Raw genomic sequence first — 13642 nt, 5'->3', positions numbered from 1 at the left:
ATTATGCAATATGCTGCTCTTCCAAGCGTTTAAAGTCGCCGGCAGAGAGGTAATCTTTATCCGTTAACTCACACGAGCGATGGAAGCAACGGGTGGCGTACTTTGTTTTCGGGCCATTTTCCCCGTCGATCTTTCCGTCATAGAATCCAAGGTTCTTAAGTCGTGATTGAAGCCCCTTGATATCCGAAGCTTCCGACTGTGCTCTTAAATCCAGTTCCCATTGCCATGGCTGCGACTCTGCGCCGAATGGATAAAAAGTAAGTTTTCCTTTCTTCGCATTATGTGGAACTGGTTGATCTACAAATCCATCAGCAGATGTCGTGCCTTTATAAGTTACGCCATCCACTTCCAATATATAGGACTGTCCAGCAATTCCTTTTAGAGCTTGAGCGTTACGTTTGGCCCGGGCCAGACATTCCTTGCAGACTGGCGGTGGCGGCATTGGCGCATTGCCGAGCGCCTGTGGCGGTACCGCACCAGCGATGTCTGAATCCGCAGCGCCCGGCAGACGCGGTGGCTTGATGCCAATCCCCGTGCCACTGCCCGCCGAACCGCCGGCATTGATCTTCACCACCGGCCCAACCACAGTCACACCACTGGCATCCAGTTTGATGAAGCTGCCACTACCCTTGATGGTCAGCTCCGAACTAGCCTCAATAACAATCTTCGCCCCAGCCTTCAGATGAATCTCTTTCCCGACACTCGTCAGCTGCGCAGTCCCGAGCTTCACATGCTGGTTCTGCCCAATCGTCAGGTGATCATCCAGCCGCGTTTCAACCTTACGATCAGCAATCGTCGTGCGATGCTCTTCAGCCTTGAGTTCGGTGTAGGTGTTCTTGACCACCGTGTCATGCCGCTCATTGCCCACACGAATCTTCTGATCATGCTCAATGTTTTCATCCCAATCCCGCTGGGCATGAATAAAGATCTGCTCGGCTCCCTTCTTGTCCTCAATCCGCAGCTCATTGAACCCACCGCCCCCCGGTGAGCTGAGGGTTTTGAACACGGTGCGGGTTTTATTGGCCGGCAGTTCGTAGGGAACCTGATTTTCCTTGTGGTACAGGCAACCGGTCACCAGCGGTTGGTCGGGGTCGCCTTCGAGGAAGGTGACGAGTACTTCCATGCCGATGCGCGGAATGACAATCGCGCCATACCGATCCCCGGCCCAACTCGAAGAGACGCGCATCCAGCAGCTGGTTTTGTCATCCGCCAACCCTTCGCGGTCCCAGTGGAATTGCACTTTGATGCGACCGTATTGGTCGCAGTGGATTTCTTCGCCTTTGGGGCCGGTGACCATGGCGGTTTGGCTGCCGAGCACGCGCGGTTTCGGGTGTTGCAGCGCAGGGCGGTAGAAGACGTTCCATGGGGTGGCGAGGAAGCGGTTGCGGTAGCCCTGGTGGAAGTCGTCTTTGTTGTCGGTGGTGTCGCTGGTCACCGACTCTTCGAGGACTTGCGGTTGTTTGCCTTCGTGGACGATTTCGGTGAGCAGCCAGAGGTCGTTCCACTCGGTGCGTGGGTGGTCGGACATTTCCAGGAAGTGGCCGCTGACCAGGGTGGTCTGATCGCTTTTGCCTTCGGCTTGCTGATAGTCGGCGCGGTGGCGTTCGAGGGCGCGTTGGCTGAGGAATTTGCCGCGCGCGCGGTCGAGGAAGCGGCCTGGGTAGTCGTAGTCTTCGAGGTCGGGCTCGGTGCTTTCGCCGTCGGGTTTGTACGCGGCTTCAAGTTGCAGGCGTGGTTTTTCGAAGTCGTAGTCGCGGCGCGTGACGCGGCCGGTGCGGGTTTCCAGGCGCAGTTTGAAGCCTTTGATGACGGGCTCGTCGGCGACCATGCCGCTGCCTTGCACATAAGCCGTTGGCTGCCCGAGTTTCGGGAACACGGTCTGGTCGTCGCCGAAGACCAGCAGATGACCTTTGGCGCTGTGCTGGAAGTGGTAGTGAATGCCTTCTTCTTCGCACAGGCGCTGGACGAAGTGCAGGTCGGTTTCGTCGTACTGCACGCAGTAGTCGCGGTCCGGGTAGGGCTGGCTGAGCTGGAAGCTGTAGGCGTTGCCCTTGATGCCGTGCTCGTCGAGGATCAGCGCGATGATTTTCGGCGCGGACATCTGCTGGTAGATGCGCTGGTTGGTGCGGTGATGCAGGTATTGCAGTTGCGGCACCAGGGAGACTTTGTAGCGGGTCAGGCGCTTGCCGGCATCGCCTTGGGCGACACGGTAGATCTGGCCATGGATGCCGGAGCCCTGCGGATCGAACGCCAGGAACGCCTGTTTGTGCAGGAGTTTTTCCAGGTCCAGGTCGGGGTTTTCGCTGACCAGTTCGAGGTCGAAGCGATACGGCTGGCTGATGCCTTCGGTGCCGGTGAACGACAGCACTTGCAGGTCGCCGACGTAGTCTTCAACCGTCAGAGTGAAATGTGTTTCGTTAGCGAGGTTGAACATTGCTTGCTCCCTGTTCGGTAGTCATCCGTTACGCCCGCAGTCGCAGGCGTTGCAGCAAAGACGAAGTGGCGCCCAGGGCGTCACGCAATTGGGCGGCGGTGATGGTGCGCTTGGCCGCATCGAAAGCCAGCGCCGTTCGCAGGGCTGGCCAGCAGTGTTTCGGTAGATTGCGCGGTGCGTGCAGCTCGCGGTCGAGTTGGCCGTCGCGGGCCTCGACTGACGACAAGCGGCGGAACGGGTGTTTGCCGCCCGCCAGTTCGTAGAGCACGCAGGCCACGCCGTACACATCGGCACTGGCCGACAGCGGTTGGCCTTCGAGCAGCTCCGGGGCGGCGTAGCCCGGGGTCCAGGCGTTGAAACGGTCGCGACTCAGGTGTGGCAGGCCGGGCAAGATGCCCTCCTCTGCCTGGCCGAGGCCGAAGTCGAACAGGCGCACGCCTTCTTCGCTGAGCATCACGTTGCTCGGCTTCATGTCACCGTGCAGCACGCCGCGAGCGTGGGCGTAGGCCAGCGCGTCGAGCAGCGGCAGCGCGATTTCGCGCAGTTCTTTCCACGGCAGGCCCAGGGGGCGCTCGCAGAGTAATTTATCCAGGGTTAGCCCACGCATGAGTTCCATGGTGATGAAGGCGCGCTGGCAATCGGTGTCCACTTCAAAGGTGTGGAAGCGCAGCACGTTGTCGTGGCGCAGGCGTCGGGTCAGGGCGAACTCGCTGTAGAGCAAGGCGCTGGCGTCCGGCGATTCGGCAAATTCTTCGCTGAGGATTTTCAGCGCGATGTAAGGGTCGGGATCGCCGAACTGTTCGCTCAGCAAGTCCCGTGCGCGGTAAACCGCGCCCATGCCGCCGGCACCGAGCAGACGCTCGATGCGGTAACGGCCTGCGAGCACGTCGGGCATTTCGCCGATGCTGGCCTTGGTAGGCGCCAGCGCGGGCTCCGCCTTGTGCGGCTTTGCGAACGCAAAGTAAGTCAGGTTATTGGCTTCCTCGTCGGTCACCAGCAGGTCGTCGAGCGGCGGCATGAGTTGGGTCATTGTCGGATCACCACGGCAGTCAGGTTGTCCCGGGCCGAGCCACGCAAAGCGCCGTCGAACAGACGCTCCAGAGCAACGTGCGGCGCGGTCAGGCTCAGGGCATTGCCCAGGGCATCGCTGCTGAGCCCTTGGTACAAACCGTCGCTGCACAACAGAAACGAATCGCCGGGGTAAACCTCGAGCTCGAGCACGTCCAGCGTCAACACATCGGCGGCCCCGACCGCACGGGTCAGGGCATGGGCCGACGGATGCGCACGGGCGTCTTCGACGCTCATGTTTTGCTCGTCGATCAGTTGCTGTTGCAGCGAATGGTCCTTGGACAGCTGATACAAGCGCTGGCCACGCCACAGGTAGCAGCGGCTGTCGCCGGCCCAGATGCAGGCCGCGCGATTGCCTTCCACCAGCAGCGCCACCACGGTGCTGCCCATGATGCTGTCATGGCGCCCGGCGGTGACGGTCAACTCCTGACCCAGGCGGCGATTCAACCAGTGCAGGCACTGGCGAATGCCTTTGAGTCGTTCGTCGAAGTCGTCCTGCACCGGCAATTCCGCCAGGCTGGCGACGATCAACTGGCTGGCGATGTCGCCACCCTGATGACCGCCCATGCCGTCCGCGACCACCCACAGCCCCTGCTGTGGACAGTCGAGGAAAGCATCTTCGTTGCGCGCCCGAACCTTGCCCGGATCGGTACGCGCAGCGCTGCGCCAGGGACTGGCAACCAGCATCAGAGCTGCACCGGCATACGGAAGGTGCGCAGCACGCCCATGTCGAACGGGTTCGGCGTGCGCTGGCTGCTGAGCAGGTAATTGGCGCGCAGGCCACCCACGTCAGCTTTCAGCACCAGCACGTCGCGACCGCTCAGGTATTCGGTCTGCATCAGGTCGAACAGACGGAACAGCGACCATGGGCCAGTGTTCTTCTCAATACCGATCGGGCGTCCGGCCATTTTGTCGAGGACCAGGCTGGTGCGTCCGTCTTCAGCGTCGGTCGGCCATTTGAACGACACCGGCACGATCGGGCCGTGGCGGTATTCGATGGTCTTGTCGCCAAACTTGAACTCGGAACGGCTGACGGCCGGGTCGAGGGTGTACGGCTCCAGTTTGAACTGCACTTGCGGCTCGGCCGGGTTGACCGAGAAGAAGCTCTGGCGGATCACTTGGGCCGCGGCCATCTGGTCGAGGTAGACCTTGGAGATCGGCATGCTGTGACCGTCGATGGTGCGCAGGCGGTAGTTGCCTGGATCGCCACTGACGAACGGACGCATGTAGGTCTCGAAGAAGCGATCGTTGATGCCCTGCGCCTTGAAGAACTCGCGGAAATCGCTGATCGCAACGTCGCTGGTGCTGTGGGCGCTGAACGGGTAACGCTTGTTGATCGCCTTGCCGTAGAAGCTGTACAGCTCGCTCTGATAACGCTGGTTCAGGTACTGGTAGGAATCGTTCAGCACCAGACGCCAGGTGTCTTCAGCCAACACGTTGAACCACACGCTGACCGGACGTGGCAGACGGTTCGAGGCATTGCGCAGGGCGCTCAGCGCATCACGCTGGCCGCTCATGCGGGTCTTGGCCATTTCGAACGCGGCCTGATCCGGGGAACTGGCACGCGCCAGACTCGCCAGTTGCATTTGCAGGTCGTTGAGCGCCGTCAGTGCCGGGGTCAAATCGGCGGCCGGGCCGTTGTTGTCATCCAGCAGACGGTGCAGTGGTTCGAAGCGACGTTGCAGGGATTTCTTCGCGGTGTCCGGCAGGTTTTTCATCGCGGTCATGTCTGCGGCCTGGTCTGCTGCGGCAGACGCCAGTTTGCCCAGCTTGCCCAGTTTGCCTTTCTGATCGGCCAGTGCTCCAGCGGCATCAGCCGCTTGCTCAGCCGGTTCGGCTTCTGCCGGGAACCGGGTGTTCTCGCGCACTTCCACCAGCAGTTGCAGCACCGGAGAATTGGCCGACGTCAGGCCCGCCAGTTGCTCGGCGCCCTCGCCCGCATCGTTGATCGGTGGCAGGGCAACCTGGCCGACCGCCTCACTCCAGAAGTTGGCGTAGTCGCGGAAGTACAGTTGCTCCAATTCGACCATCAGACGACGCAAGTCCATGCCGCTGATGCCCGAGCCTTCGCCCAGTACCCAGTTGTCACGCAGGATGTCGGTGACCAGCGCAGAACCCTGAACCGAGAAGTACTGCTGATAACCCTGCTGGGTGTAGAACCCCGGGATCACGTAGTCGGTGCCGACAAACAGTGAAGCCTGCGGGCCCATGTGTTGGCTCAAACGGTATTCCGGCAGGTTGCGGGCCTGCTCGCGCAGCATCCGGTAAACCACGTTGGCCAGCGACTCGCTGCGCAATACCTGACGCGCCTGCGCCACCAGTTGATCGTTCAGCGGGTAGATAAACGGCTGCTTGAGCAAACGCTCGAAGTGCGTGTTCAGACCGTTCTGCACCGCGGTGTTGCCGGCGTAACGCTGGGACCAGTCAGTGGCGACCCAATCCTTGAGCCATGCCGCATCGCGACGATCCTTCATGTTCAGCATCAGGTACGCGCGCAGGCTGTTGAGCAAGCGTTCGCGGTCCTTCATGTTGGCGCGGATCTGCCCTTCCAGCAGCGTCGCAACCTTCGGCAGCAATTGCGCTTCGAGCTCACGCTCGTAGGCGTCCTTGACCACCGGGTTGACCTCTTCACCTTGGTACAGACCGCCACGCTCGTGGTACGACACGTCACCTTTTTTCGGGAAGACCTGGGTCGCCGCATAGCTGGTGTCGAGGGTCTTGAGCACGGCCATGGAATCATCACGCGCGGTCAGGGCCGAGCGCTGTTGAGTCCAGTTGGTGGCCAGGTTGCGCAGGTTTTCCAGACGCTCGTAGTTGGCGGAGAACCCGCCCGCCCACAGCATGCCGAACAGCGCCAGTGCCGCCAATGCGCCCACGTACAGGGCACGTTGGCCCCAATGGATGCGGCTGCGTTCGCGCTTGTCCAGACCGGCCAGATCGGCCTCGGGGAAGATCACCCGGCTGAGCAAATGGTGGATGAACCGCGAACGGCCACTGCGCAAGGTCGGCAACATGCCGGCGCTCATGCCCAGACTGGCGCCGATGCCGGCGGTGGTCTGGTCCATCTCTTGAGTCAGGTGCGGCGCGCTGGTCAGGTAGAAACCGCGCAATTGGCTGACACGCTGGTAGCGGTTGCCGGTGAACGCCATGTCGACGAACAGGCACAGGCGCTCGCCGATCTGCCCCAGCTGATGCGGGAAGTCGAGGATGCGGCCTCGGCGCTGGGTGTCGCGCTCCTGGTGCATGCGCATGATGACCTGGCTGTTCAGGCGACGCAGCAGCTCTTCGAACTCGGCGCGCAGGACGGCGACATCGGTGCCGCTCTGCTCTTTGCGGAAGCTGGTGCCGAGCACCTGATCGCTTTCTTCGCGGGTCAGTTGATCGAAGAACTCGTCGAAACCGAGCAGCTTGTCGGCCTTGCTCAGCACCAGATAAACCGGCACATCGACGTGCAGTTTCTGATGCACGTCTTGCAGACGCGCACGCACCTGGCGAGCCAGGGTATCGAGGTCCTGCTCGGTGTTGCCCAGCAGTAATTCAACCGGGATGGTCACCAGCACGCCGTTCAACGGACGGTTGCGGCGACGCTTGCGCAGCAGGTCGAGCAAGGTGCTCCAGGCGCTGCCATCGACTTCGGCATCCGGCTGGGTCAGGTAACGCCCGGCGGTGTCGATCAGCACACCGTGGTCGGCGAAATACCAGTCGCAATGACGGGTGCCGAGGGTATCGCGGGTCAGTTTGCGGTCGATCTTGTTGATCGGAAACTCAAGGCCCGAGAAGTCCAGCAGGCTGGTCTTGCCGCTGCCCTGCGGACCGATCAGCAAGTACCACGGCAAATCACTGCGCCAGCGCTCGCTGCGACCGCGATACAGGCTCGAAGTCTTCAGGGTTTTCAACGCATCCTTGAAGCGCACGCGAAGCTCTTTCTGTTCTTCGTCGATCAGCTCTTCACGGCGGATACGATCCTGACCGTCTTCGGTGTCCTCGACCGCTTTTTTGCGCACACCGGCGCGCCAGCTGACGAAGACCATGGTCAGGCCCCAGATCAGGAACAGCACGCTGATGGTCAACAAACGGGAGGTCGATCCTTCCCAGAACTTGTAGTCATCAACGGCCAGCAGCGGCCCGACGAACCACACCAGCAGCGCGAGGAACAGCACCACCAGCAAGGTCCAGACCCAGGTCTTGCGCAAGAATGCGCCGACTTTCTTGAAAAACTTTTTCATCACACGTCCCTGTTTACGGCTGCGACTGCGGCTGGACCGCGGCCGGATCTAGCTGCTGAAAAGGTTGCAGAACGGTTTCGCGTTGCTCGCCCAACACCCAGGCGAAACCCGAATACATCACCACCAGGCAGACCACGGTGAACAGCACCACCATCCACGCCGGCACGATGCGCACCAGGCTGCGGCGCTGATCGTTCAAGCCTTCCCAGTGCGGCGAAAGCTCACGTGGCACGTCGCCGCGCAACTGACGGATCTGGCGATACAAGGCGTCGCGGATGCCTTCGAGCTCGAGCATGCCGCGGGCTTGCACGCGGTACTTGCCTTCGAAGCCCAGCGACAGGCACAGGTACATCAGCTCCAGCATAGGCAGGTGCTTGACTGGGTTTTTCGACAGGCGATCCAGCAGCTGGAAGAACTTCTCGCCGCCGAAGGTTTCGTTGTGGAAGCTGCTGAGCAGGCTCATCTGCGACCACTCGCTTTCGTTGCCCCACGGCGTGGTGACGACGGCTTCGTCGACCACGGTGCAGAGCACGTAACGCGCGGCCATCACCTGGCTGCTTTCGGCGCCGTTGTGCAGGGCGCGCACTTCAAACAGTTTCAACCCGGCGGTCAGTCGCTCGTTGAGCGCGTACATGTCTTCGCGGGTGTCGCTGTGCTTGAGGCGCACCACTTCCGACAACAGATCGGACGCGGCGGCCACCAGCGAATTGAGGCTGATGTTGAAGGATTCCGCCGGGCGCAAACGCGCCGCGTAAATCATCCGTTCTTCGAGCTGTTCAAAACGCGGCGGTGCAGCGAAATCGGTCAGCGGACTCGAAGCAGGGCCGTGGCCCTGGCGGTCGAGCAGGACGGTTTTATCGTCCTGGTTATGTTCCATGTCCTTGATCATGTCGGTCAGTTCCTGATGGCCCAGAATTTCAGTTCAAGCTCGGCGAATTCGCCGGACACGTGGAACGCGAAGCCGCCGGAGCGCTCGAGTTGTGCCAGGTCTTCGGAACTGAGTTCGAGAATGAAATAGGTTTTGTTGGAGTGGAACGCGATCTGCCGCGGGGCCACCGGCAACGGTTTGACCTTGATGCCCGGCAGATGCAGGTTGACCAGTTGGCGGATGCGCTCCACCGGGCCCACCTTGAGGTGCGCCGGCAAACGATGGCGCAGTTCTTCGGAGTCGCAGTTGGCACTGGCGGCGAGCACGAACGAAGCCGAGCCCAGCAGTTTGTGGTCGTGCAACGGCGAGACGATGATCCCGTACTGACGCGCTTGCAGCACCAGTTCGATGGCGTGCTGTTCGAGCACCATCGACAGCACCTGACGAATCGCTTCCATCAGTTTGCGGAAGCTCGCGCCCTGGTCGCTGTGCTGGTAACGGCTGTCCAGACGCGGGCGTTTGCTGTCGCTGGAGAAGGTCGCCAGGTCGCCAAGCATGGTCAGCAGCGTGCGGTACAACTCTTCCGGGTGAACCTGCTCCAGGCCGAGGTAGTGGCGCAGCAGCAGTTCAGTCCGGTTGATCAGTTGCAGCATCATGAAGTCGCCGACTTCCGCACCACCGACCTTGCCGTTGGAACGGATGCGCTCGGCGATGGTGTCGCCACGGTGACCGAGCATGCTGATCACTTCTTTCAGGCACGACAGCAAGTAGCTGGAGGCATGCGCCTGAATGTAGGTCGGCACGAAATCCGGGTCGAGGCTGATCACGCCGTCGGGCGTGGTATCGAGCACTTCGCAGATCTTCAGCTTCACGTAGGCCTGGTCGCTTTGCTGCTCGCCGAGCAACAGTTTGAAATCCGGGCGGCCGCAGCTGACCTGGCTCGCGGAATCGTCACCGGCGTTGGAGTCGGCCACTTCCGCTTCATACGCGGTGTAGCGCGCCAGCACGTCGGATTGCTCCGGGCGGCGGGACTCGATGTGATTGCCCGTGACCAGCGGCAGCGCCAGGTAGATCGGCGTGTTGCCGGTGTTCGGCGGCACGTCGAGCGCCAACGGCTCGGTGTTGCCGCCGAGCTCGAACAGGCTGCCGTCCGGCAGAATCCCCGAGGCCTGGCTGATCACCAGTTTGCCCATGTTGAGGAACTGCAAATCGATTTCCAGATTGAGGAAGCCCCAGGTGTAACTGCCCAGTAACTGGGTGCGGGTCTTCATCTGGTGATCGTAATAGCGGTCGTTATGCTGGAAGTGCTGCGGACGCAGCAGCATGCCTTCCTGCCAAATGACTTTATGGGAATTCATGATCAGTCATCCGCCTTGGCGAGCGTTTCGTTGCTGTTGCGAATACCGGCCTGATCGAGGGTCAAATCAGCGTCGGTGACTTCCACCGGGGTGACTTGCACCGTGTAGCGCCATTTGGTTTCCGGCAGGTCACGGTAGGCTGCGAGGATGCCGACGTAGCGACTGCCCTCCTCCACGCTGAGCTTGAGCTCGACGGTTTCGCCCGGGCGCAGTTCGAGTTCTTCGCTGGCCACCAGGTCCGGGGCCAGGGACTCCTTGGCGCGCTCGTACAGGCTGAAGAAGTCAGCATTTTCGAAGGTCACCGGGTGCTTGAGCTCGAACAGGCGCACGACGATCGGCGACGGACGCCCGTTGAGGTCCGGGTTCAGCTGATCGCTGGCGGTGAGCTTCAGATTGAGCTTGGTGACGTGGGAATACGGCGACAGCGACGAGCAACCGGCCAGCAGCACCAGGGCCGCGAACGCCGTCAGCGTCTTGAAAAAAGCGGTCGAGCAGCGAGACATGCGCATCATCCTTGGTGGTCGGTGTGAAGGGTAGAAATCAGGCGGATCTGTTCTTCGTAGGCCTGGGCAAAGTCGCGGGCCAACAGGCGCTCGCTCCAGTCATCGTCCTGGCGCAGGGCCTGGTGATAACGACCGTAGGCTCTCCAGCGACTGCCGGACGTGGCCATGATCGGCTTGTTGTCGCGCTCGAAACGCAGGGTCAATTGCTCTGGCGAGAAGTGTTCCAGCGTGCCGCGAACGGCGGCGCGGCTGGCGGTGAGCAAGGCCACTTGATGCGCCTGCAAATCGCGGAACGCACGAGAGATCGCTTGCTCGGCCGGCAACTGACCCGGCTTGTTCGGCTGCAACAAAATGCCCAGCGCTTCACCGGCATCGACGGCAAATTTCAGCGGGTTTTTGTTTGTGCCTTGAACGATGGTCTGGGCCAGGCGCAGTTCGTTCTTCAGTTCGCTGCGGGTGCGCAGGCTCTGCTGCAAACCGCCGACGCTCTGCTTGAGCAAGCGCGCAGCATTCAGCGCGAGGGCTTCGCGGGCGTCGTGGTCGAGGCCTTTGAGGTCCACGCCCAGTGCCGCGCCGAAGTGTTCCCAGAAACCTTCGCTCTGACGCTCGACGGCTTTGGGCGGTGGCGCGGGGGCTGGCTCTGCCGGGGCGTTGATCAGCTCCGGGACCATCAGGCTTTCCATGTCGATGCGTGCGTAATCAGCGCGCTGACGGGTGTCCTCGATGGTCGTGCTCGGCGAAATCAGTTCGTCGATTTCCGAATACACGCGCTCTTGCTGATCAAGGGCGTTCAGCGGGTCGAGGTCGAGGAACGCATCGTCCGGAATGATGCTGCCGGCCGCTTGCGGACGGCCGACTTCGACGTCGAAGGTCGCCGGATCGCGCACCAGCCGTGCACGGATCTCGAAATCACCCAGTACGTACACGCTGCCGTGTTCGATGCGCATCGCTTCGCCTTTGCGCAGGCGCGCGCCGCTTTCGCTGTCCTGGATACCGTTGCTGCTGGTATCGGTCAGGAAAAACGTGCCTTCGCGGTAGCTGATCAACGCGTGATGGTTGGACAGATGACGCTTGCGGTCGGGAATGATCCAGTCGCAGTCCTCACCCCGGCCAATCACGCCACCGGCCTGCTTGAAGGTCTTCTGGCACAAATCCGTGGGCACGAATTGCTTGGTGTTCAGCATTTCGAAAACCAGTTCCATGGTGATACTCCTTGCGGTCACTTGCCGCGATTGACCGCCTGCGGATCACCCAATGGGCGATAGGTGTTGTCGTTGTATTTGTAATTGCCGCTACAGCCGCCGAGGCCGCATAGAACGACGAGGGTCAGCAGGACGGCTTGCCAGTGACGAACAGGCATCAGAGGGTCTCCATGGGTAGACAAAGCACAAAGCGCCGACCCGGTTGGGCGGCGCTGTTAGAAGCGAATGAGGTGAAATCGGTGGTCATATTCCTACCCACCGAAGTCACCCAAATTGATATTCAGGCGCCCACCCGCTCGGCTGCGCAGCAGTCGTAAATCAACGAATGCGGTTCGACTGCGACACCGCGGCGCATGGTTTTGGGGCTGCTGCGCAGCCCAGCGGGAGCAAGCTCCCTCGCCACAGGGACCCGGTTGGGCGGCGCTGTTAGAAGCGAATGAGGTGAAATCGGTGGTCATATTCCTACCCACCGAAGTCACCCAAATTGATATTCAGGCGCCCAAGGCGGTACAGCAGCGTGCGGCGCGGCAGGCCGAGTTCGCGGGCGGCGAGGGTCTGGTTGCCGTCGTTTTTGCGCAGGCAATCGAGCAGCAGGCTGCGCTCGACCTGCTCCAGGCGTTCGCGCAGGTTCAGGCTGTTGTCTTCCGGCATGGCTTCCATGCGCAGGGAAAAATGCTCGGCCAGCAACTCGCCGCCCTCGCACAGCAAAACGGCACGTTCGACCAGGCCTTTGAGTTCGCGCACGTTGCCGGGGAACGCGTAACCGGACAGGTGATCCAGCGCCGCATCGGACCAACGCACCGCATCGCGCTGCAAGAACGAGCACGCCTTGTCGGCGAAGTGGCGGGCCAGGTCGAGGATGTCGCCTTCGCGCTGACGCAGGGCTGGCAACTCGATCGGGAATTGCGCGAGGCGGTAGTACAAGTCCTCGCGGAATTTGCCTTCGCTGACCAGCACCGACAAATCCCGGTGCGTCGCGGCGATGATGCGCACGTCGATCTTGTGGGTGTCGTTGGAACCCAGCGGGCGAATCTCGCCTTCCTGCAAAACGCGCAACAGCTTGGCTTGCAGGGACAACGGCATGTCGCCGATTTCATCGAGCAGCAAGGTGCCGCCATTGGCCGCATCGAACAGCCCGGCACGGTCGCGGTCTGCGCCGGTGAACGCGCCTTTGCGGTAGCCGAACAGCTCGCTTTCCAGCAGGTTCTCGGGGAACGCCGCGCAGTTCTGCACGATGAACGCCTGGGAACGACGCGGACCGCAGTCGTGGATGGCGCGCGCGACCACTTCCTTGCCGGTGCCGGTTTCGCCGCGCAGCAGCACGGTGTACGGGCTGTGCAGGACTTTGCTGATCAGCGAGTAGGTCTGGCGCATGGCCTTGCTCTTGCCGATCAGGCCGTAACCGCTGGCGCTCGGAATGCTGGCCTTCAGCGGTCTCGTCTCACCCGCCGGCTGGCGCAAACGCTGCAACAGATGCAGTTGGCCCAGCACGAACGAACCCAATTGAGCGAGGGAATCGGCAAAGCCTTGCAGGTCGATGTGCCGGCGACTGGCGCACAGCAGCAAGCCTTCGACGGCCTTCTGCTGATTGACCAGCGGCACGCACAACAGCGACTGCCAAGGCGTGGCCTGCGGCGGCAGGAAACTGGTTTCGTGCAGGCTGCCGCTCAACTCGCTGAGGCTCACTACGCGGTTCTGGCACAGGGCGAATTGCAGCAGTTGTTCACCGTTGTAATCCGCCGGCAGGCTCGCCGCTTCCCGGGGTTGCAGGATGCCGTTGAGGCACTCGGCGTTCATCCCCAGGCATGTGTGAGTCGCGTCCAGCAAGTACAGCTGCGTCAATTCGCAACCACTGAGCTCGGCCAACCCGCGCACGAAGTCACCCAGCAGCGCAGCACCGTCCGCCGCGCGCGACAGGCTGGCGAACTGCGCCAGCAAGGCTTCGGCATAGACCAGCGGTTGCGGCACTTGAGTGAACATCAC

10 protein-coding genes are annotated in these 13642 nt (G+C 61.6%); all 10 read right to left on the bottom strand.

Features of this window, described 5'->3' with window-relative positions; translation table 11 throughout:
- Position 1: 1 nt before the first annotated feature.
- Positions 2-2434, bottom strand: coding sequence for a type VI secretion system tip protein TssI/VgrG (gene tssI / locus B7L09_RS17920; protein ID WP_094469965.1), 2433 nt, complete (start codon positions 2432-2434; stop codon positions 2-4).
- A 28-nt stretch (positions 2435-2462) separates the two neighbouring features.
- On the bottom strand, positions 2463-3464 hold the full coding sequence (locus B7L09_RS17915) for a serine/threonine-protein kinase (RefSeq protein WP_176457722.1): 1002 nt from the start codon (positions 3462-3464) through the stop codon (positions 2463-2465).
- Positions 3461-4189 carry a PP2C family protein-serine/threonine phosphatase gene (locus tag B7L09_RS17910; RefSeq protein ID WP_094469964.1) on the bottom strand — a complete coding sequence of 243 codons (729 nt, stop codon included), beginning with the start codon at positions 4187-4189 and terminating at the stop codon, positions 3461-3463. The genes B7L09_RS17915 and B7L09_RS17910 overlap by 4 nt, the downstream gene beginning before the upstream one ends.
- Positions 4189-7728 carry a type VI secretion system membrane subunit TssM gene (gene tssM, locus B7L09_RS17905; protein ID WP_094469963.1) on the bottom strand — a complete coding sequence of 1180 codons (3540 nt, stop codon included), beginning with the start codon at positions 7726-7728 and terminating at the stop codon, positions 4189-4191. Before tssM ends, B7L09_RS17910 begins: the two co-directional genes overlap by 1 nt.
- Positions 7729-7741: 13 nt before the next feature.
- Positions 7742-8617 carry a type IVB secretion system protein IcmH/DotU gene (gene icmH / locus B7L09_RS17900; RefSeq protein WP_010465262.1) on the bottom strand — a complete coding sequence of 292 codons (876 nt, stop codon included), beginning with the start codon at positions 8615-8617 and terminating at the stop codon, positions 7742-7744.
- A gap of 5 nt (positions 8618-8622) precedes the next feature.
- Positions 8623-9954: a type VI secretion system baseplate subunit TssK gene (tssK, locus tag B7L09_RS17895; RefSeq protein WP_094469962.1), complete on the bottom strand. Its 1332-nt coding sequence runs from the start codon at positions 9952-9954 to the stop codon at positions 8623-8625.
- A 2-nt stretch (positions 9955-9956) separates the two neighbouring features.
- Complete coding sequence (tssJ, locus tag B7L09_RS17890) at positions 9957-10457, bottom strand: type VI secretion system lipoprotein TssJ (RefSeq protein WP_094469961.1); 501 nt, start codon at positions 10455-10457, stop codon at positions 9957-9959.
- Positions 10458-10462: 5 nt separating this feature from the next.
- Complete coding sequence (gene tagH, locus B7L09_RS17885) at positions 10463-11659, bottom strand: type VI secretion system-associated FHA domain protein TagH (protein WP_094469960.1); 1197 nt, start codon at positions 11657-11659, stop codon at positions 10463-10465.
- Positions 11660-11676: 17 nt separating this feature from the next.
- Positions 11677-11817, bottom strand: coding sequence for a hypothetical protein (locus B7L09_RS17880; RefSeq protein ID WP_007894589.1), 141 nt, complete (start codon positions 11815-11817; stop codon positions 11677-11679).
- A gap of 304 nt (positions 11818-12121) precedes the next feature.
- The gene (locus B7L09_RS17875; RefSeq protein ID WP_094469959.1) at positions 12122-13639 is read right to left on the bottom strand and encodes a sigma-54 interaction domain-containing protein; all 1518 of its coding nucleotides are present in this window, start codon (positions 13637-13639) and stop codon (positions 12122-12124) included.
- Positions 13640-13642: the final 3 nt, after the last annotated feature.

Source organism: Pseudomonas mandelii, from assembly GCF_002251635.1.
GTDB classification, from domain to species: domain Bacteria; phylum Pseudomonadota; class Gammaproteobacteria; order Pseudomonadales; family Pseudomonadaceae; genus Aquipseudomonas; species Aquipseudomonas mandelii_B.
This window is presented reverse-complemented; position numbering and strand designations above follow the sequence as displayed.